This is a genomic window from Bacillus sp. SYZHCR11, assembly GCF_057196865.1.
Window position 1 is genome coordinate 929,680 of record NZ_JBXUND010000001.1, and the last position, 25,750, is coordinate 955,429.

Here is a 25,750-nt window from a genome sequence, read left to right on the forward strand (position 1 = left end):
AAGCAATGTGAAGATTTGCTTTCAGCTCTACCGCTAGAATAAGTAAACAGAAAAAAATCGTCAACCGCATAATTCGACATTTTGCGGATTCTGTATGAAATATTATTTTGTGTAACGATTGGCATAACTGAATGCTGTGCAGGAATCGGGCTTGATTTTCGCTTCAATGCCCATCGAGGTAATGCGGCCGGTCATTTCTTGTATCAATTCTTTTGTCAGCCCTTTTTGACCGATATCCAGATGCACTTCAAATGAAAGATCCGCCCCTTCATCCGCAAAAGGCAAGAGCAAATCTGTCAGTTCCATAAGACAGCCGTCGAGGATATGCGCAGCCATCTCCTGGCTGATCGCGGTTTCCAGCGAGATTTTTTCGCGAAGGCTATGTATCGGTCTTGCAAGGTCGTGATTTTTCAAACAGCCCCAAGCTCCCTTGCCTGTACGGTGCAAGTGTATAGCCGTAATAAACTTTGTGAAGTCGCGGTAAACTTGTGAATCAGTCCCTACAGACAGCACGTATGCTGAACGGGGGTCTTTATTGACAAAGCGTTTCAGCCGCTCCGTCACGTCTTGAAAGGTCATCTGTGCCTCAGAAAGATTATAAAACAGAAAAGAATCAGCCATGTACGGACACTCCTCTTTCCAGAGTCTACAACCAAACGAACAAGCACGTTCCTTTGCATAATTTAATAAAGCTCCGCTTGCGGAAGACCGGAAGCTTGGTCAGCCTGAAAAATCAAATCACATTACTGAAGGAGCTCAAAAATTTCAATAGAAATCATGTCAATGTTATCAAACGGATATGTGTTAGGTTTTTCACCTTTTTGGAAAACCGTCAGTTCAAACGTTTGATTTTTTTCGAAATATTTAACACTGCAAATTTTTTCGCCGTTAACTTCAAAATAACGCTGCATCGGCTCGTTAGCCGCTTCCGCTGTTTCTTGCAGACTTTGCAGCCGCGTGATGATACCCATTAATTGTGACATTCTAAAAAAAGACTCCTTTCAAAAAACAACTTCAAATCAACAAGTATTTATTATAATACAAGTCCTACAGAGCATCATACCATAAAGTAGACCGGGATGGCATTTTCCCGCTGGATTTTCAAAAAGAAATAAACGGGAAAACCGTGTTTTCGAATAGTTTGAAGCTTTTTTCGGAATGTCATACACCTTTCAAAAATAATTTTTCGCTTTTTGAGCCGCCATTGTCAGATGTATGTAAGGAGAAGCCCTTTTATGCGCAGACAGCATAAAAAAACTTGGCGGGGGTAGCGCCAAGCTTTTTCGGATCTTGATCTGATAGAGGGGTTGGGGAACAGAGAGTAACTTCTCTCTATAACTAAATGATAATGATTATCACTATCATTGTCAATCGTTTTTTAAAACTTTTTCACATTTATAAAAAAAAGCGGCATACTGCAGCCGCTTTAAAGTAACCCGTCCTGTTCATATAAATAAGAGTAAGGCAGATCGATAAATAAATACATATTGTCATCCATCGGGTATGAAAAGGTTCTGATCATCTCACCCGTCTCAATATCACTGTACAGGTCACTGAAAAAGCCTTTTCTTGAATTCCGCATCTTCATAATGTTTTCTAAAAAGTACGGACGCCAGCTCCAGTTTTTCTCCACGTATTCAGGCTGATAAAGCCATTCGCCGGACTGCTTGAACACATTTCCCGTCAGCTGATAGCCTTCTTCATCACACATATAAATTCTGAAACAGCAGTCGGTCAGGTTTTCCGCCAGTTTTTTAATAAACTCATCGTCCGCCTGATGGGTTTTCTTCAGTTCGGAAACTGCCTGATTGACCCGCTTATAAAAATTCTCAGAGTGTTCGTATACTGTCTCCAGCTTCTTTTTTTCTCTCGTGATAAATTGCTGAAACTCCGTTTTCAAGCGTGCTTTTAACAGGCTCCGGTCTATAAAATCGCCGCTCGGCGCCTGCAGATAATAACCTTGAAAAAATCGGCCTCCGTTTCTCCATGCGTACTGGAGCTGAAAATCAGCTTCTATATCTTCATACAGCAGCGCGGCGCCGATTTTTCTCGCCAGCAATGAAATGCTGTACAGCACATGCTCATACGAAGGTGACGGCTGAGATACTTTCAGCGCCTGCAAATCTATTTTCAGAAGGTCCGGTGAAAGGAGCGCGATTCTGTCCAGGTTGCTGCTCTCCTTACCTATATTGTCCACCGCGATTTTAATGCCGTATGTACGATAGTAGGCAAGCATATGGTACAGCTGTTCAATGTCGCCTTCGAAATTGTGCTCGGTGATCTCAAGCACAATACGGTTCAATTCAATGCCCTGCTCTTCGTATTCTTTCAAAAGCTCAAGAAAGCTCTCGCCGTGGTCAAGCATCAATACATTCGCATCCTGATTGATAAAAATCAACAGATCGCGATCAGCTTCTTTAAACCGCTTCAGCGCCTGCCTGATGACTCTGTCATCGACCTCAAGCTTATATTCTTCCGGGATGCCGGAATCTAAGAAAAACGGCCCGAGGCTCTCAATCTCCGCATCTGCCAAAATACGGCCAAGCACTTCGTAGCCTACGACTCTTTGTTCCTCAGCGTTAAAAATCGCTTGGTAATACGGAATAACATCATCAATATTCGTCAGTATATCAAGTGGGTCCAACATGTTATCACCTGCTTCTCTATCTTTGTCTGATTATACACAATTATATCAGCACCACAAATGTTTAGATTAGGGGAAAAAGGAGGCAGTATGGCAGCAGTTTAAAATAAAAGGGGAAAACTTTTTAAGATCACTCTTCAGACCGGTTAATTAAGGACGTTATTCATTTGTTTCACCATCACAAATAAAAGGATAAATATAAGAGCATGATAACCGGCGGCTGTCCAAAAATAATGGCTCCAATCAGTACTGTTAAATATCCAATCATCATCATGTTTCAACTGAAAGAAAGTTCCTTTTTTATCTAAAGTGCCAAATGTAAGAGTTGTTAACCCGCCAGCACTCTTGGAAACGTCAACTCCATACATTGAACCGGCATGATCAGTATGATTTATTGGCATATACGTATAATCAGATAAAATTGTTTCCGCCAGCTTGGTTGGCAGAGACACATATCATACAGCCGATGTATCGCCTCCGAGCCCACTCAAATACTCCCTGGCTTTAATAAATTTCGTTTCATCAGGAAAATCTATATGATATAGCTTTTCAAATCTGATTATTTCATCAGATGTAAGATTGGTATTTTGATAATACTCCGGAGTAAAAGCGCAAATGATAAAGTACCAAATATTAAAGATGATAACGCAACTGCTTACAAATAGTACAACGAACCATTTTAATAATTTCTTCACTTATTCACCTCTTAATCTTTAAAAATTATATCATAATTTTGAATAGAAAAATAAAACAAGCGAACGGTCACCTTTAACGTTCGCTTGTTTTGCAAATATGTCATGTAAATTAAAACGGGTAAGGATTCAGCCATTGCCCCCCGTCCATTGTGATACAATCCCCGTTTATATAGGATGCTTCATCGGATAGCAAAAACGCTGCCAAAGCGGCGATTTCCTCCGGTGTCCCCAGACGGCCGAGCGGCACACTGTTCATAGTGCGGGACACCGCTTTTTCCGATTCAAACAGCTTCTCCGCACCGCCTGTCCGTTCAATCGGGCCGGGGGCTATCGCGTTTGTGCGGATGCCGTATTTGCTCCCCCATTCAACGGCCAGCGTTCTTGTCAGTGACAATACCCCCGCTTTGGCTGCAGCGGAATGAACGACACCCGCTCCCGCTCCCCATGCGTATGTAGCGGCCATATTTAAGATGACGCCCTTCTGCTCCTGCTCGATCCAATGCCTTGCCGCGGCTTGGCTGCAGAAAAATGTGCCGTTTAAAACAATCTCAATAACAGCTTTCCATCCATTGGGCGTCAGCTTCTCTGCCGGGCAAATAAAATTGCCGGCCGCATTGTTAATCAGCGCATCGAGCCGGCCAAAGACTTTTTTCGCTTCTGTAATCATGTCTGAAGCGGCGGAATCAGAACGGACATCCATTTGAAAACAGGCGACCTGCCCCTCAAAGGTCTCAATTTCTTTTTTTGTTTCCTCAAGTGCTTCATGGTTCCTCCCTGTCACCATGACGTGCCATCCTAATTCAGCCTGTTTTTTCGCCATTGCTTTTCCCATGCCGCTCGAACCGCCTGTAATGATTACCGCTTTCTTATCCATAACAAACCCACTCCTTTTATTGAATGAATAATCATTCATAATTTTATCATAGATGTCTTTCCGCGTCATTACATGCTGAGAAGGGATTTTTCAGCCAGGCTGATGATATAATAGAACAACTCTGACAAAGGTTGGTTTTACATATGGAGAAAATCACGAGAAGAACATTTTTAAAAAGAGGATTCGGCATTTTGGGTGCAGCTCTCGCAACGGCTTGCGGAGGTTACGGCTATGCCCGGTATATTGAACCGCGCATGATTGAGATCACCCGTCATACAATCACCAGCCGCCTGATCCCCCGCGGCTTTGACAATTTTAAAATCGTTCAATTCAGCGATACGCATCTCAGTGATGTGTTTACATCCGGTGACTTGAATAAAGCAGCGGAAAAGATCAATCAGCTGAAACCCGATCTGCTCATCTTTACGGGAGATTTAATTGATAAGCCGCATTTATTTAATGATCACCAGCAAGCACTGGGCGTGCTGCAAAATCTGGAAGCTCCCTTCGGCAAACTTTGTGTTTACGGAAACCATGACCACGGAGGCTACGGTACGAACACGTACAAGGCTCTGATGGAAGCGGCTGATTTTCAAGTGCTTCGAAATGGCTGCCGTCAGGTGCAGCTGACAGACGGAAGCCGGATTGAATTCGCGTTTTTGGATGATGTAATGCTCGGAAAACCCGATTATGAAGGCACCCTTTCCCGCCTTTCCGAAGATGCGTTTTCCATTTTAATCGTCCACGAGCCTGATGCCGCTCTCAAGATCGGCGGATATCCCGTAAACCTCCAGCTCTCGGGACACACTCACGGCGGCCAGGTCCAGCTCCCGTTTTTCGGCCCTCTCATTACGCCTCCATACGGAAAAACGTATACCGACGGCATGTATACGCTGCATGACACAGCCGTTTACGTCAATCGCGGGCTCGGTACGACAAGACTGCCGTATCGATTTTTAGCCAGACCGGAAATCACGTTGTTCACATTGAAAACCGTACAAAAATAAGACTTTTATCCCGATGCACAGACACCCCCTCCGTAATATGTATATGGAAAAGAGCAAAAAGGAGGGTGATGAAACTGCTGACATATCAAGTGAAACAAGGAGAAACCATCTCAAGCATTGCGCAAGACTTCAGAATAAGCACTGCTGCTCTCCTTCAGGCAAATCCCTCAATCCAATCGGTCATATACGCGGGACAGCATATTATCATACCGAATCTTCCCGACCCATCCACCATTCCCTATTCCATTGTCGTGTATATCGGAGCGAAGAAACTGGAGTTATACCGCCTCGGCAGGCTCATCCGTACGTACCCCATCGCCGTCGGAAAAATATTGACGACCACGCCGACCGGAGAATTTTACATTGTGAACCGCCAGCCCAAGCCCGGCGGCCCGTTCGGCGCTTATTGGCTCAGCCTCTCTAAAATTCATTACGGCATTCACGGAACAAATAACCCTTCCTCCATCGGCAAAGCGGTATCAAAAGGATGCATCCGGATGTATAATCAGGACGTCACTGAACTTGCCGCTACCGTGCCTAATGGAACAAGGGTGACGATTATAAGATAGAAAGATCTTATTTGTTAATGGAACGAGCTGATGATAATATATTACAGTGGGACCTTTAGGGTAAGGAGCGTGTTTATGGATATATTTAAAAATCGCAATTTTGTCCGTCTCTTTTTCGCAGCACTCGCTTCTCAAATGGGAACGACTGTAGGTAATATGGCTTTCGCTTTTTACTTGCTGGACCATTTTTCAAACCAGCCGGCATACACAACTTTGGCTGAGCTGATGTATTCACTGCCGACAGTTTTCGTATTTCTGATTGTCGGTGTCGCAGCTGACCGGCTTGACAGGAAAAAGGTCGCAGAGAATTGTGACTGGATCAGAGCCGGACTGACGATCGTATTGTTTGCCGCATTATACACCGGGAGCATCCCTCTCGTGTTCTGTATTTTGTTCATCAGAAGCGCCGTGACCAAGTTCTTTTTCCCGGCGGAAGCCAGCCTTGTACAAGCTATTCTGCCTAAGGAGCATTATGCGAAAGCGGCGGGACTTAACCAGATCCTGTTCAGCATCTTTATGGTATTCGGCGTCGGTATGGGCGCGTTTATGTATAAAACGATCGGTATTCACGGAGCCATTATCCTTGATTTTGTCAGCTTTATTGTATCAGGCTTTCTGATCCGCGCCTGCCGCATTCCGAAAGAAGCCCGTCAGCCGAACGGCCCTTTTAAATGGGGAGATTCGTTTCTGAAAGACTCGGTCGCTGATTTTAAGGAAGGGATCTTATATATTGTTAAAAACAAATTGCTTGCTTCCCTTATTTTCGGCTTTTTTATCTTTGGTTTTGTCAACGGCGGCTTTGCCGTACTGCCGATGTTTACGATGAAATACGGACTTGCGCCTGATCATTACGAATCACATACTTCCATCTTCACCGTCGCACTCGGCTTCGGCCTGCTTGCAGGAAGTGTGATCGGAACAATGATCGCAAAAAAAGTCAAACCGCATCATTTGATGTCGATTCCTATTTTGGCAGCCGGACTGCTCATTTTTGTCCTCGGCTATACGGATAAGCTGTGGATTTATTATACGGCGGCTTTCATCCTCGGCATGTGCATCGGCCCTGTCAATATCGCCATCGGCGGCTGGATGCCGAAAATCGTTCATCCGAAAATAATGGGCCGGGTCAGCGGCTGGCAGGATCCTTTTATGATGTTTGCCCAATCGATTACACTCGGACTGGTTGCCCTGTTATTTCCGAAATTCGTTTCCAATATTGATTACCTTTATTACGGCATGGGAATCGTGATTTTAGCGGTATTTGTGTTCTATTTTATCGCTCTTCCGAAATACAGCGCCGAGGCAGCAGAGGTCGATGTGCAGCAATCATTAAAGGCTGATTCCGAAAAACATGCGAAACCTGTCTAATAAAGGAAAAAAATGCGCCCTTTTCATCAGAAAAAGGCGTATTTTTATAATCAATATTTGCATTTCAACGCTAAAAAAGTATAATCTATATATGAACTTGATCAATGCAAAGGAGAGAAATAATGGACGACCACGCTTATTCGAAAGAGCTGCAGCCAACCATCGAGAATCTTTCAAAAGCTGTTTATACTGTGAACCGCCATGCAAAAACCGCCCCCAACCCTAAATACCTTTATCTGCTGAAAAAACGGGCATTACAAAAGCTTGTGAAAGAAGGCAAAGGGAAAAAAATAGGGCTTCACTTTTCAAATAATCCCAGGTTTAGCCAACAGCAGTCAGACGTACTTATCTCTATCGGAGACTACTATTTTCACATGCCTCCAACAAAAGAAGACTTCCAGCATCTTCCGCATTTAGGTACGTTAAATCAATCGTACCGCAATCCTAAAGCACAAATGTCTTTGACAAAAGCGAAAAACGTATTGCAAAAATATGTGGGCTTAAAGGAAAAACCGCTTGCCGCCAACAGGCAGCAGCCCGCTTATCATAAACCCGTATTTAAAAAACTTGGTGAGAGTTATTTTTAATTCCGCCGCAAAAAAGCCGATGCGTCATGCATCGGCTTTTTTCTATTCAATCACGTACGTATCCACTTTTTTAATGAGCTCGCTGATTTCAGGCTTGCTGATCTGTTCATCCGCTCCGACTACTTCGCCCCGGTGGCGCAGGTCGTCCGTAATCAGGGACGAGAAAATCATAATCGGCACATCAGAGCTTTGCGGGTTATCCTTAAGGAGCTTCGTCAAACGATGCCCGTCCATTTTCGGCATCTCAATGTCACTGATAATCATGTCAATATGATCTGACAGGTTTGCTCCGTTATCCGTCAGTTCCACGACGTAATCATACGCTTCTTTTCCGTTTTCAAATGTAACGATTTCACTGTACCCCGCCTCAGTCAGCTCATCCGTCAAAAGACGCATCAGAAGCGGCGAATCTTCAACGATGATCAGTTTTTTACCCGCCCGTCTTTCATCAAATCCTTCCTGATGGACATGATAAGTCTCAACTCCGGATGCCGATTCAATATCGTAAATGATCTTTTCATAATCAGGCAGAAAGATCATCGTGTCTTCCAGTTTGATGATTCCCGTTAAATGCCGCTCCATGCCCTGGTTCAGGGAAGTCGGCTTTTCAATCGCCTCCCAGGACACCCTGTGGATTTGTGAAACGGAACCGACGTGAAAGACGATTTTCCGCTTGTTGAATTCCGTTACGATATATTTATCGTCTTTTGCTCCTTCGGCATCAACGCCGAAAAAGGAATACAGACTGATGACGGGAAGAATTTCGCCTCTCAGCTTAATCATCCCTTCTACGTCTTTATGAGACTGAGGCACAGATGTGACATCTACCGGCTGAATGATTTCCCGGACTTTCATCACATTTATGCCAAATGTATTGACGCCTACTTCAAATTTGACGATTTCTAATTCGTTTGTGCCTGAATCCAATAAAATATCGTATTGTTGTAAAGACAATTCAATCCCTCGCTATCCGCATTCAGTATTGTACTGTATATATCGGCTGTAAACGGAAAAAGTGAATGTATTCGGGCCAACTGGCCATGAACTCTTTATAAAAAGATGCTTTTTTCTGATATCCCATTGACTTTTTGACATCGAGTGGTAAAATAGTCAAGGATTTTTCAGGAAGAAGGGTGTAATAAATGGGTACAGTAGTCATATTCGACCAAGATCAAATGACGGTGTTAGAAGATATCAGCAAAACGGCTTACCTGCAAATGAAAAAAGAGGCGAAAGAGCGTCCCGACAAGCCCGCTCCATACATCTTATGGCGGGAAGACGTCAGCTTTGAATACGGGTATTAATGACATTCGCCACATATCACAATAGATAGATCATGATACAATGAAGACAATCATTTCAGCTGGTTGTCTTATTTTTTTCTGAAAGAAGGTATGTTTTCACATATCGTACATATACTCGGGATAGTTCAATAAAAAGATGACAAATGCTCAGCTAGTGGTAAAATAGGATAAACTCAATATATAGTATAAGGTGATGAATTATGGAACATTTGCTTAATCCGAATGTAAAAGAAATTGAAATTTCAGGAATTCGCAAATTCTCAAATCTTGTAGCTCAGCACGATAATGTCATTTCGCTTACGATCGGCCAGCCGGATTTCTTCACGCCGCACCATGTCAAAGCGGCTGCCAAAAAGGCAATCGACGAGAACGCAACGGCATATACTCCGAACGCGGGCGGCCTTGAGCTGAGACAGGCCGTACAGCTTTATATGAAGAAAAAAGCTGATTTGAATTATGAGGCTGAAACTGAAATCATCGTCACAACCGGGGCAAGCCAAGCGATTGACGCGTCTTTGCGGACGATTTTATCTCCAGGCGATGAAGTTATTCTCCCCGGACCGATATATCCGGGCTACGAACCGATCATCCGCATGTCGGGCGCCGTTCCGGTTCATGTGGATACGACGACACACGGATTTAAGCTGACGGCGCGGCTTATTGAAGAATCGCTGACACCAAAAACAAAATGCGTCATTCTTCCTTATCCGTCAAATCCGACCGGTGTGACATTGTCTGAGGAAGAGCTGCAAAACATCGCAGCCGTCCTGAAGGGCAGAAATGTTTTTGTCCTGTCTGATGAGATTTACAGCGAATTAACCTATGACAGACCGCATTATTCGATCGCGTCTTATTTGAGAGACCAGACGATCGTCATCAACGGCCTGTCAAAATCACACAGCATGACGGGCTGGAGAATCGGTTTCATTTTCGCACCGAAAGAAATTGCCAAGCACATCTTAAAAGTTCACCAATACAGTGTGACCTGCGCGTCTTCAATCTCTCAGAAAGCGGCTCTTGAAGCGGTGACAAACGGTGTTGATGATGCGCTTATTATGAGAGAACAGTATAAAAAGCGGCTTGACTATGTATATGACCGTCTTGTTTCAATGGGGCTTGACGTCGTAAAGCCGTCAGGCGCATTTTATATCTTCCCTTCCATTAAGTCATTCGGAATGTCATCGTTTGATTTTAGTATGGCTCTTTTAGAGGATGCAGGTGTGGCTCTTGTGCCCGGCAGCTCGTTTTCAAAGTTGGGTGAAGGGTATGTGAGGCTGTCATTCGCATATTCACTGGATACATTGAGAGAAGGCTTGGACCGGCTGGAAGCATTTATTTTAAAAACGAGAGAATCCATGCAGACTATTTAAACAACGGCATAACGCCGTTGTTTTTTTATTGTTTCGGGAATGTAATGTGAAAGGCCGTGCCTCTGTCCGGTTTGCTGTCTACTTGGATGGCTCCCTGGTGGTTTTTAATAAGGTTGAATGTGACCATCAGCCCCAGGCCGGTTCCTTTTTCTTTCGTTGTCAAAAACGGTTCGCCTATTCGTTTCAGCACGTTTTCCGGTATCCCGTCACCCTCGTCTTTCACCGTCACATTAACGGAATACTCATCTTCTGTCATGATGATGTGAACCGTTCCCCCATCCGGCATCGACTCAACGGCATTTTTAATCAGATTGATAAACACCTGTTTCAGCTGATTTTGATCACCGTTAATATACATGCTGTCATGTTCGTAATCCGTTTTGATAAAAATTCCTTTAAGATTTGCCTGCGTCTCTAAAAGAGCGGTCACTTCACTTATAATTTTCTTTAAGTTTACACGCTCTTTCACGGCGTTTTGCTGAGGTTTGGCAAGCATTAAAAGCTCACTTAAAATTAATTCGATTCTGCTCAGTTCAGAAAACACAATTTCAAAGTAATGTTCGTTTTCCTCCATCGTCGGCTTCATGAGCTGTAAAAATCCTTTGATCGCCGTCAGCGGATTGCGGATTTCGTGAGCGATTCCCGCCGCCAGCTGCCCTGCGATAGACAGCTTCTCCGACTTCAGCATTAATTCCTCCGTCTGCTTCCGCTCAGAAATGTCACGCAGAATGACCTGCACGGCCGTTTCTCCGAAAAACGTCGTCGGAATGCAGACCATTTCCGTGTAGATCAGCCGGTTTTTAAAGGTAAACCACGACTGCTTAATGATTTCTGACTCGGTCTTTCGGTCGATAATATTTTGGATCCGCTGTTTTACGCCGTCATGATCGCAGGGATGAAGCTGATCATAGACGTTTTTCCCGATTAAATCTTCATAGGTTTCAGCCTCAAACAGCGAAATGCCCGACTCATTCATGAATACCCATTTATCATTGTGAATCACGGCGATCGTGTCAATTGAATTCTGAATGAGGAGCTGATAACGCTCTCTGCTTTTTTGCAGAATCGTTTGGAATTTTTTCCGTGAAGAAATATCAATCAGAAGCAGCAATTCCGCCCGCTGATTTTTATATGTCGTCGGTGCCGCCTTCACTTCTAAATGAACGGGCGTGCCGTCGAGCCTTCTCCACGTCTGTTCGATCATTCCGACTTCCATTCCTTTTTGCATCCGCACAATTCGGTTTTTCACAATGTCGTGATACTCTTCTTCAATAAACTCATAGGAGCGCCTGCCGATTACCTCGTCTTTGCTTTCGGCTCCCAGCATGGCAAGCATCGCGTTGTTGGCGTAGGCGATTGTGCCGTTGATGCTGACATATAAAGGATTCGGCAGCATTTCAACAAGACGCTCGAATTCGCCGTTTCCAGCCGCATCTTCCGACTGTTGTTCTGCCTTTTGCTTCTTTTGTTCATACATATAAGGCCGGCGGGGCGTCTTCTCCTCAAGCACCTTGATTTTGAGGATGATTTCCCGATCCGTCCCCTCCATTTGCGGTGTGACAATTTCCACACCCGCTTCAAGCCATACGATGGTATGATCTTTTTTAATAAGACGAAAGGTGCAAGGCATCAAATGATGCTCATTATAGAAGTAACTTTCAACCAAAAATTGATCTTCTTCATGCAGGAACGTTTTGAGAAATGACCCGATCATCTCTTCCTGAGAATAACTGAAATACGATTTGCAGTTTGCAGAAATATACATAATACGCCCGTTAGACGTCAAAACGGCATGAAGATCGGTTTTCGATTGAAACTGTTTGACATGCTGAGTATCCTGTTCCACAGAATCCCTCCTTTGCATTATACTCGCACTGCAGGCTGGACACGGACTGATATAAAAAGAAATTCCACTAGATTGATTCGCTAAAAAATGAGCATTCTCCTTCTATTCTTATTGTGAACGTCAATTTTCCTGAATGAAAGAAAGGGCGCACGAGATGTTCGGCCGCCCTTTCATTTGTTATTTTTTATTGTATTTCTTTTCAAGTTCTTTGTAAGCGTCAATTGCTCCTTTGGCAATGTTTTTGCTGACGGGATCGTGATCATCTTGAACAGACGGAACGACGACGCTGAATGCCACTCGTGGATGTTCTGACGGATAATAGCCGACAAAGGTCAGGTTATACGTGTATTTCCCCCACCAGTTTTTGTTCGTGCCGTAATAGTGCGTCTCCGCGGTTCCCGTTTTACCGGAAACATCGGCGCCTGAATCTTGGAATGTTGAATAAGCCGTTCCTTGAGGTGAGCTTGTGACCAACTTCATTCCTTTATGAACTTGGTCAAAATCGCTCGGGCTGTTATTTACTTTGTTCAAAATTTTAATATCCCGCTGTTCAATCGCTTTTCCAATCTTGTTTTTGCTGTCCGGTTCATGAATGCTTGTGACGATCCGCGGCTGGACGCGATACCCGCCGTTTGCGATGGCTGAAATATATTGAGCCATTTGAAGCGGCGTATACGTATCAAATTGTCCGATCGCAAAGTCCAGCAGCAATCCCCCGACCATTTGCGGATTTGACTGCATGCCCGCTGATTCCTGCGGAAGGTCAATCCCGGTTTTGACACCCAGGCCGAATTGGGCGTAGTAGTTGCGCATTCTCTTAATATCGTCTAATCCGGCCGGCAGCGTGCCGTGCGGAACGTAGGTAATGCCCGCTATATGCATGGCCACATGAAACATATATATGTTTGAACTTCTTTGCAGTGCGGTCAGCTCAGTAATGGTCCCCATTTGTGTCCACGAGTGCTTTTCCGTGCCGTCTTTAAACTTAAGCGGTGCATCGACAAACGTTTTATAATGCGGGAGGCCGCTTTGGTAACCCGCGAGAACAGTCGCTCCTTTAACAGAAGAGCCCATCTCATATTGGGTCGTAAATGCTCCGATCGCAAAATCCTGTGTTTTATTTGTTTCGAGATCGATGCGTTTCCCCGCCATTGAGAGAATATCCCCGTTGTTCGGATCCATCATGACGGCAAATCCTCTGTCAACCATATAGTTGCCTGCGGCGCGGCTTCTTCTCAGCTCTTTTTCAATGACTTTTTCGACTTTCGACTGTAATTCCATATCGAGCGAGAGCTGCAGATCGTAGCCTCTGCTGCCTTCATCGACGGGCTTTTGGCTGACGACCTCACCTTTGCTGTTTTCCACATACTCTACTTTTTCTTTATGCGCGTTTAAATAGTCCTCATACTGATATTCGATGTAGCTTTTTCCCACCCGGTCATTCAGTGAGTAGCCTCTTGTGACATAGTAATCTTTCCGTTCGCCCAACAATCCCTGTTCCGGTGTCGTCACACCGCCGAACAGAGAGTACAGCGTTTTGTCGTACGGATATTTCCGCGTCCAGTCATTGATCACGTCAATGCCGGGGAGCTCTTTCAGGTGCTCGGATACGACGGAAACTTCTTCATATGTCAGATCGCTTTTTGGTTTTTGCTTGTTGTTTTCATGCTCGTCAAGCAATGAACCGCTGTTTCCGTTTCCGTTCAGCTTATTCGGGTCCATTGATTTGACGACTTGCGGCTGATAGGCGTTGCCGCTTGAAAAACGCGTATAAATCGCCGCAATTTGCAGCTCTTTTTTATCTTGTTTGATCGCATCAATCTCCTGCTTCGGAACGCGTTCAATCTGGCGTTTGTACACTTCTTGGGATTTCAGGCTGTTTTCTGAATCCTTCATAAGCTTTTCCGCCTTCTTCGGATGTGCGGCAAGCCAGTAATCAATGATATTTCGATCCTTCATAAATTCAGTATCAATATGAATCAGTGCAGCGAGATTTTTTGCCGTTTTCAATTTGTCCTTTGCCGAGGTTTTTGAGGTGGATACATATACAATTTCAGGCACGGCCTGGTTATCAACCGCCACCCTGTTCCGCTTGTCATACATTTTTCCCCGCGGTGTCGGATAATAGGCGGTTTTTGCATTTGCCTTCTCCGCATCCTGGCGGTGTTTATCCCCTTCGACAATCTGGACGATGCCGAGTTTAAAAATCAGTGCCGTAAAGAGAAGAAACACAATCAAAAAATAGAGATTCATTCTCAGCGCTCTGTAACGTTTCGTTTTTTTCTTTGGTTCGCGCGCGACTTCAGCCACTTTCTGTTACACCTCTCAAATCATTGAATATATTTACATAAACAGATTTTAATTGTAACATTTTTGTAAAAGTTGTTACAGCGAAAACGGGTAAAAAAAACTGTCAAGATCAAATTATCTTAAAATATATCTAACACTTCAAATAATTTGAAGAGATGTAACGGATTTTAAAAAATAAATACAGATCGTTTTTACTGATATAAAGCCATTTTTCTGTGCTCAATTACAATTATGACAAACGTTTGTTGTCAAAGGAAATGGCTGCCTGCATTATGACAAAAAAGCTGTGATAAGATTTTTCATGTAGAAAAAAACAACTTCTCTGGGAGGCTATAAACTTATGAAAAAAGCATTTCTCTTATCTGCCGCCGCGGCAGTCAGTTTGATTACATTCGGAGGCATTCAGCAGGCATCTGCCAAAGAGCTGTCATGCCAGCACGTCGTTACCGTGAAAAAAGGAAACACCGTACACCATCTGACTCTTCAAGAGGCTGTTGAAAAACTACATATGAAAACGAGCGTGAAAAAGCTGAACGTTAAAAATGAGAAAGAACTGAAACAGCAGCTGCAAAAACACGCAAAGCATTCTGATATGACAGTTAAGGATGTACAAAAAGAAACACCGGCAAAAACGGCTCCGGCAGCTGCCGAAAAACCGAAAGCCGATCAAAACAAGACGGCTGACAATGCAAAGCAGACAGATAACACAAACAACAGCAGCGAGAAAACTCCTTCATCTGTCAGTGCGTACGAAAAGAAAGTCGTTGAATTGACAAATGCAGAGAGACAAAAGCAAGGCTTAAAACCTCTGCAGATTGATGAAAAATTAAGCAAATCAGCTCACGCAAAATCACAAGATATGAAAGACAAAAACTATTTCGATCACCAAAGTCCGACTTACGGCTCACCTTTCGATATGATGAAGTCTTTCGGAATCACTTATAAAACTGCCGGTGAAAATATCGCCAAAGGACAGCCGACTCCTGAAGCTGTCGTTAAAGCTTGGATGAACAGTGAAGGCCACAGAAAGAACATTATGAATCCTGAGTTCACTCAAATCGGTGTCGGTTATGTAGAATCAGGAAACATCTGGACACAGCAATTCATCGGAAAATAAATAAAAAAAGATTGCCCCGGCGGGCAATCTTTTTTATGTCGAAAAAGTAGCTGAGACGGTGCAAAAAGTGCTCAAAACCCGTGAACCCGGTGACGGCAAAATCTTAATTTACGAAGTTCCCAATACAATCAACATCCGTACGAGCGAAGAAGGACCTGACACTTTATAAATTTTGAAGGGCTCCCGGCACAGAGGTGTAGGGAGCTTTTTTGTAAAATCTTAAATGTGATGATTAAATTGGTTTTGCTCAGCCTTTCACTTCTTTAGTAATACTTTTTTATAATAAAAAGTAGAATTTACCCATTTTTCCGTTGAATATTTTCCCAAAATTTATTAATATAGTAAATGGGTTTTTAAATAAATAGAGAAAGGAAGTTTCAATTGAAAAAAATTGTAATGACACTATTCACAGTTGCTCTTTTGACATTCGGGATTTTCTCAAACAGTTCAGAAGCGTTAGCCATGACTTCAAAAGGAGCAATTAAATTCCAAACAGATGCTAATACTTACTCAAAACACGCTACTTCTATTGTCGTAACAGGTACTATGTCTAATCATGAGCTAAACTGGGGTGTTACAGTTTTTCTTGAAAATAAAAAAGGAAAATTAGTCAAAGTTATAGATGTTAATGGCCATAATATTCGCAGTTTTAAAGTAAGCTTTTTGACGAAAAATATTCCAGCAGGCAAGTATGATGTGCAAGTAGCATCGACTTGGGGAACTCGAACCTACATAGGAGAACTGAAACACTATATTACTGTACAACATTAAAATTCATATTATTAACAAATGGGTTTAACGTTGATTTCATCTGGAATTCTCAAAAAACAACATGTAATGATGAAATCTCTGAATCGAGGATGTTTTCGTAAATCTCTTGGATTTTTTACGATACATCCTCTTTTTTTTTTGCTAGAAGGCTAATCTATAGAATTTCAATTTCGGATGCCCAATTATTAGGTTTTAATTGCGGGAATCAACTCGATTTATTGCTATGTACATTTGGGTTACTCAAATTCATAGTAGAATCAAACATCATACATCCTACTGTTGGAAAGTTGTATTAATCCTTATAACTATTCGGAAATCCCCCTTTTGATTTATAATAGACAGCCTGCATCAAACAAACGAGGGGGATTCCAAACAGTAGAATACTATAAACGGATACACGTTAATACATTATCCTGCCAAGTTCCTGTCTTCATTAAGGCCCTAAGAATACAAGGTTTGCAGATCATTGTTTACAAAACACCATCAACAATACCGTAAGCCTTCTCTTCCTCGGCATCCATAAAATAGTCCGTTCGGGCAATCTTTTTTATTTCACCCAAAGCTTATAAATGCTTTGAGTTCCGCTGTTTTCTTCACCTTGCGCGGAAAGCTTGTCGTACAATGATTTGGCCAGCGCCAATCCGGGCATTTCTTCTCCCATGAGCTCCGCTTCTTCAAGAGCAATTCCCATGTCTTTAATAAAGTGTTTCACGTAGAATCCTGGTGCAAAATCGCCTTTCAGCATACGGGGAGCGAGGTTGGACAATGACCAGCTGCCAGCCGCTCCGGTTGTAATGCTTTTCAGCACTTGTTCCGGGTTCAGACCGGATTTTTCCGCGTAAGCCATCGCTTCAGCCACTCCGACCATCCCCGCTGCAATCGCGATCTGATTGCACATTTTCGTATGCTGGCCGCTGCCAGCCGGTCCTTGATACTGAATGTTTTCCCCCATAACGGAGAAAAGCGGCAGGCATGCTTCAAACGCTTCTTTTTCTCCTCCGGCCATAATGGCAAGCGTTCCGTTCCGCGCGCCGATGTCTCCGCCGGAAACGGGTGCATCCAAGGCGTGAATGGACTTTTCTTTGGCTTTCTCCGCTATCTTCTTCGCCAGAGACGGTTTTGATGTCGTCATGTCAATGACAAACGCCCCTTCTTTTGCGTGCCGGAGAATGCCGTTTTCGCCGAGATAGATTTCCTCGACATCACTCGGATAGCCGACCATGGTAATAATAATGTCAGCTTTCTCTGAAAGGTCTTTGACCGTCTCCTGCCAGACCGCTCCCTTATTCAGAACCTCTTCCGCTTTGTGTTTCGTACGCGTGTAGACTAAAACAGGATAGCCCGCTTCTAAAATGTGCGATGCCATACTGTTTCCCATGACGCCCAAACCGATAAATCCTACCGTTTTGTTCACTGCGCTTTCCTCCCCTGATGCGATTCATATATCACTCTTTCATGTCTATATTACCATATTATAGGCTGATAGAGACCGCGTCACAAGGTGAATTTAGAAATGGCGCTGATCAGATCTTCGCTTGCGCTCTTTAACATATCAGTCGATTGCTTCACTTTTTCAAGCGTAACGAGCTGTTCATCAGTAGAAGCATTCACTTCTTCCGCCGCTGCCGCAGATTCTTGAGAAATGGCGGAGATGCTTTGAATCGCTTCTTGAATCGAGGCTTGTTCTTCACTCATTTTTTGAATGTCATTGTAAATATGATCTATACCTTGAACGAGAGACTGCATTTCCGTTGTAATCAGATTGAGAACCTCACCCGTTTCATGAATGGCGCTGTTTTGTTCATCATTCATTCTGCTTGCCTCAATCATCGCGTGTGACGCTTCTTTTGTCTCAGATTGAATCAGACGGACCGTCTCACTGATATGGCCGGAAGAAAGAGCTGATTGTTCAGCAAGCTTGCGGACTTCTTCCGCGACGACGGCAAAGCCCCGTCCGCTTTCTCCCGCTCTTGCGGCTTCTATGCTCGCATTCAGCGCCAAGAGATTCGTCTGGTCTGAAATAGCGGATATTGCCGTCACGACTTCTTCTATGTTTTTCGTTTGTTCTTCCAGGTCATTCAGCATTGCCTCTACTTTTTTCGTTTCTGAATTGGCTTCGTTTGACTTCATCAGCAGCTGCCCGAGCGCGTCCAATCCTTTGTAGCTGGCATCCTCTGAAGATTTTGAGAGTTGTTTTATGCTGCCTGCGCGATCTGCGATTCCTTTTATTTTGACTGAGAGATTTTCTGATTTTTCGTTGATCGTCTCAACCTCTGACGCTTGCTCTGTCGCTCCGGCGGCGACTTCCTCTATCGCTTTTGCGATTTGTCCGCTCGTTTCATTTGTTTCTTGTGAAATGACGGTTAGCTGGTCAGATGTATCAGACACATTTTCTGAGGAGGCCTTGACCTGTTCGACCATCTCTTTCATATTTTCAACCATTTGGTTAAAGTCTTTTGTTAACTCGCCTACTTCATCTTTTGATTTCGTCTGGGCGCGGACGGTTAAATCTCCCGCTGAGACTGAATTTGTTTTTGCGATCAGCTGCTGAATCGGCCCGGTTATCGTTTTTGCGAGGAAATAGCTGAGTCCGATCGTAATCACAAGGGCGATCAGTGACATAAAAATGCTCACCGTGTTCATTTTGTCGGCTACTCCCATCAGCTGATCTTTTTCAAACTGCGTTCCGACTTTCCACCCTGTTTCTTTTACCGTTTGGTAGACGACCATGTTCCCCTGCAGCTCTTTGATGCCTTCTTTGTCCGCAGTGATGTCTTTTAACGTCTGATCTTCCGAAATATTTTTTCCCTGTTTTGCCGGATGGGCCAGAAGAGAGCCGTTTTCATCCGCCAAAAACGCAAATCCTTTATACGGAACCTTTTGCTCGTTGACCATGCTCTGAATGGAGGACAGCTTCAAATCTAAGCTCGCCACTCCGACGACGGTTCCGCTGTTTTGAATGGCTTTTGACGCCGTCACGATCATGTCTCCCGTCACTGCATCTTTATAAGGGTCAGTCCAGACAACCTTATCGGGTTTTTCAGCCGCCATCTTATACCACGTTCGATTTGTCGGATCATAGTCTTTGGCAAAATCGGCCTTTGGATATGTAAACATTTGTTTGTTTGCGGTTCCGACGTACGCAAGCGCGACATATTTGTCATTCTGTCCGATCTGTTTTAACTCATCGTTAAAAAGCCGCGCGGTTTCTTTCTTCCCATCTGATAGAAAAGACCGGGACAATTCACCGTCTGCTAATCTCATTAATACGGTCTCATCATTTTTCAGCTGAAGCTCAATGTTCTGACCGAGTGAATTGGTGACATTCTCTGTCGTACGTTTTGCTTCCTCCGTCATCATCGGCTTTAATGTCAAATATGAAGAAACCGTTAAAAAAACAACCGTTACAATAAGCATTGCCGATACAAACACAGCAATTTTGATATGCATTTTTTTAAACATAACCATCCCCTCCTGAGAGTTATATCGGTCTTTCGGCCAAGAAAATGAATAAATCTTGAAATAAATATCAAACATTTCCGTCATTTGTCGCAGCAAAAAAAAGAGCCGTCATGCCGACAGCTCCGCCTTACGTAAAATATTCGATTTTCGCTTTCGGAAAATAGGTTTCGATATAAGATTCGAGTGTTTCCCTTAAGGCATGTTCTTCGTCTTTTTGGTATATATATTTGCCGATTCCGTAGCGTCCCCATTTGTACCTGCGCTTTTCTTCATCAAGCTCAAGCTTTGTTTTCGGATAGTTCTTCTCAATCACCCGTTTGGCCGGTTTTGTAAAACGATGCTGGATCAGTTCAAATGTGATGTCATGCCGAACGTCTTCATCAAGCGCCGCATCCAGTTTCTCAAACAGCTCCTTATAGCCTTCCTCCCAGCCATCATGAATATAAATAGGCGCCACGATGAAACCGAGCGGATAGCCCGCTTTAGCGACTTTGACGGCGGCTTCGATCCGTTTGTCGAGCGGAGAAGTTCCCGGTTCAAAGTTTTTTATGACATAATCCGCATTGATGCTGAATCTGAACCTAGTCTTTCCGTTATGTTTTGCATCAAGCAAATGATCGACGTGGTGAAATTTAGTCACGAATCTGAGCTGCCCCAATTCGCTTTGTCCGAAATGTTCAATGGCTCTTTTTAATGTATGTGTCAGATGATCGATTCCGACGATATCAGACGTACAAGAGGCTTCAAATCTTGTAAATTCCGGCGCTCGTTCTTTCATATACTCATCAGCCTGATCCAGAATCTCTTCTACATTGACATATGTCCGGATGTAAGGCTTTGACCCCATCGTCGTCTGCAGGTAGCAATAGTGGCAATGCCCCATACAGCCTGTCGCAAATGGAATGGCATATTCGGCGGACGGCTTTGAAGAATCGAATTTCAGTGTTTTCCGGACGCCGATTACCAATGTTGATTTCGCGTTCCGGTATTGCTGCAAGTGATTTTTCCCCGGAATATTCCGGACTTGATTATGCGATGTTGTTTCTCTGATCTCAAGCCCCATATTTTCAAACTTATTCTTCAGCTCTTGTCCTAACGGGTATTCGAGCGCTCTCGGTTCTATATAAACAAGCTGGGGCACAAACGGCTTCAGCATGAACTGACACTCCCTTTTTTCATATTCTCATGTTGTTACTTTCCGTTTAAAAGAGAGTGAATATGCGTTGTAAACATTTCCTTTGATCAATGATATCGGTCTTCTTCAAAAAGCTCGCTGTAAAGCGCTTCCGCTTCCTCATATGTTGAAAAGACCGCGTCATCTTCGGCCAGCGGATGATAGGTTTCGTATAAAAACAGAGACAGTTCTCCCTCATGATATGGGTGATGGACGATCTCCGCCTCTTTAATATGGGCAACATTGGCGGCATGCGGATTGCGGTAAATCACATAGACCGTATCCCCCGCTGCAAATGATTTTGTCATAATAATCCCTCCTGTTGAACGTTATTGTTCCCCCCTTTTTTCCGAATATGAAAAAAACCAGACGGCTTATACCGTCTGGCTGTTGTATTACTTATTGAATGTTTCTTTAACGAATGCGACAACCTCTTCTGTCGTGCTCATAGACAAGATTGTTTCTTTGAATGATTCAGCTTCTTTTTTAGAAAGCTTGCTGATCTGCGTTCTTGCCGGAAGGATGGATGTAGCGCTCATTGAGAACTCATCTAAGCCTAAGCCGAGAAGAATCGGAATCGCAATTTCGTCTCCCGCCATTTCTCCGCACATTCCGACCCATTTGCCCTCTTTGTGAGCGGCTTCAATAACAAGGGTGATCAGACGGAGAATCGCCGGATTGTATGGCTGATACAGATAAGCTACGCGCTCGTTCATGCGGTCAGCAGCCATCGTGTATTGGATCAAGTCATTTGTTCCGATACTGAAGAAGTCAACTTCTGTAGCAAACTGATCTGCGATAACGGCTGTAGACGGAATCTCTACCATCATACCGACTTCAATATCGTCAGAAACCGCTACGCCGGCTTCGACGAGTTTTTCTTTTTCTTCGAGAAGAATCGCTTTCGCCTGTTTAAACTCGTTTACTGTCGCAATCATCGGGAACATGATTTTTAAGTTTCCGTATGTACTTGCACGAAGCAGCGCACGAAGCTGAGTTCTGAAGATTTCTTGCTCTTCAAGGCAAAGGCGGATGGCTCTGTAGCCTAAGAACGGGTTCATTTCTTTAGGGAGCTGCAGGTAAGGAAGCTCTTTGTCGCCGCCGATATCCAATGTCCGCACGACAACTGATTTTCCTTCCATACGCTCAAGAACCGTTTTATAAGCGTCAAACTGCTCGTCTTCCGTCGGAAGCTGGTCGCGTCCCATGTAAAGGAATTCCGTACGGTAAAGCCCTACAGCTTCTCCTCCGTTTTCAAGAACGCCTTTTACATCGTCAGGTGTGCCGATGTTTGCGGCAAGCTCTACATGATGGCCGTCTTTTGAAACAGTCGGTTCATTGACGAGCTTCGCCCACTCAGCTTTTTGCGCCAGGTAAGCACTGTGCTTTTCTTCATATTTCTTTAACGTTTCACTGGAAGGATCGATGATCACATCACCATCGATGCCGTCTACGATTACCGTAACACCGTTTTCAATTGTCCCTGTAGCCGCTTTTGTGCCGACAACAGCCGGAATTTCAAGCGAACGGGCCATAATCGCGGAGTGTGAAGTGCGTCCGCCGATATCAGTTGTAAAACCTTTTACAAACTGGCGGTTTAATTGCGCCGTATCAGACGGTGTCAAATCTTCAGCCACGATAACAACCTCTTCTGAGATCATGCTCGGGTTCGGAATTTCCACGCCCAGCAGGTGCCCCGTCACACGTTTTGTTACGTCACGGATATCCGCCGCACGCTCTTTCATGTATTCGTTATCCATTGATTCAAACATAGTAACGAACATGGAAGCTGTTTCTTTCAAAGCGAATTCAGCATTGACTGAATCTGTGCTGATTTTCTCCTTTACCGGGTTCAGCAGCTCAGGATCACTCAGAACTAAAAGGTGCGCGGAGAAAATGTCAGCTTTGTCTTGTCCCAGTTCTTTTAAAGCATGCTCTTTAATTTTTTCAAGCTCTTCTTTAGAACGTACAATCGCTTCATCAAAACGGCTTACTTCAGCCGCAGCATCAGCAATGTTTTTCTTTTCAACCGTTAAGTCCGGCTCTTCAAGCCGGTATGCTTTCGCAATCGCAATTCCGGCTGAAGCGCCTATTCCTTTTAATTCTTGCATTACTCGCCGAGTCCTTCGCTTTTCATTGTTTCTTCTAAAGCGTTAAGAGCATCGTTTTCGTCAGCGCCTGAAGCGGAAATTGTGATTTCAGCGCCTTTAGCGATACCTAGAGACATAACGCCCATGATTGACTTAAGGTTTACTGTTTTGCCGTTATATTCTAAGTTTACGTCAGCATCGTATTTGCTTGCAGTCTGTACAAGAACTGTCGCAGGACGAGCGTGGATTCCGGAATCTGCTGTTACTTTAAATGTTTTTTGTGCCATGATTATCATTCTCCTTTAAATTAAAGCTATTTTACTACACAATATTATATCATACAGCCGTACTTGTCATCTGACAAGCACGGCGTATTTATATGCTTATTTTCCGATTTTCACAATATCTTTTTGTTCCCGTTTTACGGTACCTTCGGCCGAAAGGGAAATCGCTTCACCCTCGGCAAGATTTGTAAAGACAATCGGTGTCATTAATGAAGGAACATGAGGTTTAACCGCTTCAAGATCAACTTCAAGCAGCTTTTGCCCCGGTTCAACCCGGTCACCCTCAGAAACAAAAGAAGTGAATCCTTCGCCTTTCAGGCTGACTGTGTCGATTCCGAAATGAATCAGGATCTCTCTTCCGCCGTCAGACTGAAGACCGATCGCATGTTTTGTCGGAAAAACATTCAGCACTTTTCCGCGGACAGGCGATACGACGATTCCTTCTTCAGGAAGAATCGCAAAACCGTCACCCATCATTTTTCCTGAGAACACCTGGTCAGGCACATCGGTAATCGGATGGATTTCGCCGGTGATCGGAGAAGCGAACACTTCTTCACCCTGCTCGTTTCGGAGCGGATCTGCGATAACCTCCTCAACCTGCTGGCTGACTTCTTCTTGTGCGGATACTTTCGGTTCAGGGCGCGGCGTGCGTCCGGCGATAATATCCTGCATCTGTGTTTTTAAACCGTCAGAACGCGGGCCGAAAATGGCCTGAATGTTGTTTCCGACTTCAAGAACGCCTGAGGCGCCAAGCTGTTTCAAACGAGTCTTATCCACTTTCTTCTGGTCGTTGACCGTAACGCGGAGTCTCGTGATACAAGCGTCAAGGTGCTTAATGTTTTCCTGATCACCCATTGCCTGCAGGATTTCATAAGGAAGGTCGCCGGCTTCGCCTGAGGCGCCCGCACCTTCATCCGCAGCCTCTTCTTCACGGCCCGGCGTTTTCAGATTGAACTTTCTGATCGCAAACCGGAAACCGAAGTAGTAAATAACGGCTAATCCTAGGCCGACCGGAATGACAAGCCACCAAGCGGTACGGTTAGGCAGAATTCCGAACAGGAAGTAGTCAATCAGACCGCCTGAGAACGTCATACCGATTTTTACATGCAGCAGCTGCATAACCATAAAGGAAAGTCCCGCGAATACGCAGTGAATCGCAAACAGGATAGGAGCCACAAATAAGAATGAGAATTCAAGCGGCTCGGTAATTCCCGTTAAGAAACTTGTCAGAGCGGCAGAACCCATGATTCCGGCTACAAGTTTTTTCTTTTCAGGCTTCGCTTCATGATAGATTGCAAGCGCTGCCGCCGGAAGACCGAACATCATAAACGGATATTTCCCCGTCATAAATGTTCCCGCCGTCAGCTGTACGCCGTCTTTGATCTGAGCCATGAAAATCCGCTGATCTCCGCGGATGATGTCTCCGGCCGCATCTTTATAGCTGAAAAATTCATACCAGAACGGCGAGTAGAAAATGTGATGAAGACCGAACGGAATCAATGACCGCTCAATCATCCCGAAAATAAAGGCCGCCAAGGTTGGATTCGCTTCCACAAGACCCGTGGAGAAGGAATTCAGACCGTGCTGGATCGGAGGCCAGATCACTAACATAATAAGTCCGAGAATTAATGCGGAAATTGATGTGATAATCGGGACGAACCGCTTACCCGCAAAGAATCCGAGGTACTGCGGAAGTTCAATTTTATAAAACTTGTTGAACAATAACGCGGCCAGGACCCCGACGATAATACCGCCGAACACGCCCGTCGCCAAAGTGGGTATCCCCAGCATGTTAATATAGGCCGGATGGTTTTCCGCAAAAAACTTTGCCCGTTCAATTTTGTCAGACGGAATACTGCCGTTCGCCATAAGCACGGCGCTCATGGATACGTTCATGACCAGGTATCCGATAATGGCCGCAATTCCGGCAACACCGTCTCCGTTGGCAAGACCGATCGCAACCCCTACTGCAAAAAGAAGCGGCAGGTTGTCAAATACGATTTGGCCGGCGCTTTCCATGACGTTCGCCACAAGCTGAACGTTATCATTGCTTAAGAAATGCATGACTTGAATCATATCTTTGTTCTGCATGGCATTCCCTAACGCAAGCAAGATCCCCGCAGCCGGTAAAATCGCAACCGGAAGCATAAGAGCACGGCCGATTTTCTGGAGAACGCCGAATAATGCTTTAAACATAAAAGATGTACCTCCCTCTGTTAGCTAGTGTGACCTTACAGCGAAAATTCATGACAACGAATTCACTGGCGCAAGTCTTCAG

General features: G+C 44.3%; 21 protein-coding genes and 3 pseudogenes. 9 read left to right on the forward strand and 15 right to left on the reverse strand.

From position 1 onward, the window contains the following. Window positions 1-102: 102 nt before the first annotated feature. From AC2CGA_RS03975 to fadH, 5 genes and pseudogenes are all read right to left on the reverse strand, one after another. Window positions 103-621 carry a ribonuclease H-like YkuK family protein gene (locus AC2CGA_RS03975; RefSeq protein ID WP_048367193.1) on the reverse strand — a complete coding sequence of 173 codons (519 nt, stop codon included), beginning with the start codon at window positions 619-621 and terminating at the stop codon, window positions 103-105. Window positions 622-743: 122 nt separating this feature from the next. Continuing rightward, window positions 744-983, reverse strand: a complete 240-nt coding sequence (locus AC2CGA_RS03980) for a YkuJ family protein (RefSeq protein WP_003154613.1) — start codon at window positions 981-983, stop codon at window positions 744-746. A gap of 443 nt (window positions 984-1,426) precedes the next feature. Continuing rightward, window positions 1,427-2,647, reverse strand: coding sequence for an EAL domain-containing protein (locus tag AC2CGA_RS03985; RefSeq protein ID WP_069013466.1), 1,221 nt, complete (start codon window positions 2,645-2,647; stop codon window positions 1,427-1,429). A 143-nt stretch (window positions 2,648-2,790) separates the two neighbouring features. Next, a pseudogene (locus tag AC2CGA_RS03990) lies at window positions 2,791-3,339 on the reverse strand (hypothetical protein). 109 nt (window positions 3,340-3,448) lie between these two features. After that, a complete protein-coding gene (gene fadH / locus AC2CGA_RS03995) occupies window positions 3,449-4,213 on the reverse strand; it encodes a 2,4-dienoyl-CoA reductase (protein WP_003154618.1) in 765 nt (254 codons plus the stop codon). A 143-nt stretch (window positions 4,214-4,356) separates the two neighbouring features. Between fadH and AC2CGA_RS04000 the strand changes: the two genes are divergently transcribed. From AC2CGA_RS04000 to AC2CGA_RS04015, 4 genes are all read left to right on the forward strand, one after another. Next, on the forward strand, window positions 4,357-5,220 hold the full coding sequence (locus tag AC2CGA_RS04000; protein ID WP_139885250.1) for a metallophosphoesterase: 864 nt from the start codon (window positions 4,357-4,359) through the stop codon (window positions 5,218-5,220). Between the two features lie 74 nt (window positions 5,221-5,294). Further along, window positions 5,295-5,789, forward strand: coding sequence for a L,D-transpeptidase family protein (locus AC2CGA_RS04005; protein ID WP_088037173.1), 495 nt, complete (start codon window positions 5,295-5,297; stop codon window positions 5,787-5,789). Window positions 5,790-5,864: 75 nt separating this feature from the next. Continuing rightward, window positions 5,865-7,157, forward strand: a complete 1,293-nt coding sequence (locus AC2CGA_RS04010) for an MFS transporter (RefSeq protein WP_069473381.1) — start codon at window positions 5,865-5,867, stop codon at window positions 7,155-7,157. A 122-nt stretch (window positions 7,158-7,279) separates the two neighbouring features. Beyond that, entirely contained in the window at window positions 7,280-7,744 is a 465-nt protein-coding gene (locus AC2CGA_RS04015) for a YkyB family protein (protein WP_003154622.1), read from the forward strand. Window positions 7,745-7,786: 42 nt separating this feature from the next. Here AC2CGA_RS04015 and cheV read toward each other — a convergent pair whose 3' ends face one another. After that, window positions 7,787-8,698: a chemotaxis protein CheV gene (cheV, locus tag AC2CGA_RS04020; protein WP_014304917.1), complete on the reverse strand. Its 912-nt coding sequence runs from the start codon at window positions 8,696-8,698 to the stop codon at window positions 7,787-7,789. 188 nt (window positions 8,699-8,886) lie between these two features. On the opposite strand from cheV, the gene AC2CGA_RS04025 reads away from it, so the two are divergent. Both AC2CGA_RS04025 and AC2CGA_RS04030 read left to right on the forward strand, forming a co-directional pair. After that, the gene (locus tag AC2CGA_RS04025) at window positions 8,887-9,048 is read left to right on the forward strand and encodes a hypothetical protein (protein WP_007409608.1); all 162 of its coding nucleotides are present in this window, start codon (window positions 8,887-8,889) and stop codon (window positions 9,046-9,048) included. Window positions 9,049-9,248: 200 nt separating this feature from the next. Next, a pseudogene (locus AC2CGA_RS04030) lies at window positions 9,249-10,468 on the forward strand (aminotransferase A). Here the strand turns inward: AC2CGA_RS04030 and AC2CGA_RS04035 are convergent. Together AC2CGA_RS04035 and AC2CGA_RS04040 are read right to left on the reverse strand one after the other, a co-directional pair. Beyond that, complete coding sequence (locus tag AC2CGA_RS04035) at window positions 10,444-12,264, reverse strand: PAS domain-containing protein (protein ID WP_015417363.1); 1,821 nt, start codon at window positions 12,262-12,264, stop codon at window positions 10,444-10,446. The pseudogene AC2CGA_RS04030 and the gene AC2CGA_RS04035 sit on opposite strands and share 25 nt — an antisense overlap. Before the next feature lie 177 nt (window positions 12,265-12,441). Next, complete coding sequence (locus AC2CGA_RS04040; RefSeq protein WP_003154630.1) at window positions 12,442-14,574, reverse strand: peptidoglycan D,D-transpeptidase FtsI family protein; 2,133 nt, start codon at window positions 14,572-14,574, stop codon at window positions 12,442-12,444. Window positions 14,575-14,914: 340 nt separating this feature from the next. Here AC2CGA_RS04040 and AC2CGA_RS04045 point away from each other — a divergent pair, with 340 nt between their 5' ends. From AC2CGA_RS04045 to AC2CGA_RS04055, 3 genes and pseudogenes are all read left to right on the forward strand, one after another. Continuing rightward, complete coding sequence (locus AC2CGA_RS04045) at window positions 14,915-15,691, forward strand: CAP domain-containing protein (RefSeq protein ID WP_003154632.1); 777 nt, start codon at window positions 14,915-14,917, stop codon at window positions 15,689-15,691. 37 nt (window positions 15,692-15,728) lie between these two features. Continuing rightward, window positions 15,729-15,860, forward strand: a pseudogene (locus tag AC2CGA_RS04050) (P-II family nitrogen regulator); the annotation flags it as partial. A 212-nt stretch (window positions 15,861-16,072) separates the two neighbouring features. Then, window positions 16,073-16,462 carry an ACT domain-containing protein gene (locus AC2CGA_RS04055; protein WP_003154638.1) on the forward strand — a complete coding sequence of 130 codons (390 nt, stop codon included), beginning with the start codon at window positions 16,073-16,075 and terminating at the stop codon, window positions 16,460-16,462. A gap of 547 nt (window positions 16,463-17,009) precedes the next feature. On the opposite strand, the gene AC2CGA_RS04060 is transcribed toward AC2CGA_RS04055, so the two are convergent. The 7 genes from AC2CGA_RS04060 to ptsG form a co-directional block, all read right to left on the reverse strand. Further along, on the reverse strand, window positions 17,010-17,876 hold the full coding sequence (locus tag AC2CGA_RS04060) for an NAD(P)-dependent oxidoreductase (protein WP_139885249.1): 867 nt from the start codon (window positions 17,874-17,876) through the stop codon (window positions 17,010-17,012). Window positions 17,877-17,956: 80 nt separating this feature from the next. Further along, window positions 17,957-19,924, reverse strand: a complete 1,968-nt coding sequence (locus tag AC2CGA_RS04065; protein ID WP_139885248.1) for a methyl-accepting chemotaxis protein — start codon at window positions 19,922-19,924, stop codon at window positions 17,957-17,959. 127 nt (window positions 19,925-20,051) lie between these two features. Next, window positions 20,052-21,080 (reverse strand): spore photoproduct lyase, encoded by a 1,029-nt coding sequence (gene splB / locus AC2CGA_RS04070; RefSeq protein WP_003154644.1) that lies wholly within the window; start codon window positions 21,078-21,080, stop codon window positions 20,052-20,054. Between the two features lie 86 nt (window positions 21,081-21,166). After that, window positions 21,167-21,406: a splAB operon transcriptional regulator SplA gene (gene splA, locus AC2CGA_RS04075; RefSeq protein WP_003154646.1), complete on the reverse strand. Its 240-nt coding sequence runs from the start codon at window positions 21,404-21,406 to the stop codon at window positions 21,167-21,169. Window positions 21,407-21,493: 87 nt separating this feature from the next. Then, on the reverse strand, window positions 21,494-23,209 hold the full coding sequence (ptsP, locus tag AC2CGA_RS04080; RefSeq protein WP_007409600.1) for a phosphoenolpyruvate--protein phosphotransferase: 1,716 nt from the start codon (window positions 23,207-23,209) through the stop codon (window positions 21,494-21,496). After that, a complete protein-coding gene (locus tag AC2CGA_RS04085) occupies window positions 23,209-23,475 on the reverse strand; it encodes a phosphocarrier protein HPr (protein WP_003154654.1) in 267 nt (88 codons plus the stop codon). Before AC2CGA_RS04085 ends, ptsP begins: the two co-directional genes overlap by 1 nt. A gap of 96 nt (window positions 23,476-23,571) precedes the next feature. Then, complete coding sequence (gene ptsG / locus AC2CGA_RS04090; RefSeq protein WP_003154656.1) at window positions 23,572-25,668, reverse strand: glucose-specific PTS transporter subunit IIBC; 2,097 nt, start codon at window positions 25,666-25,668, stop codon at window positions 23,572-23,574. Window positions 25,669-25,750 lie beyond the last annotated feature (82 nt).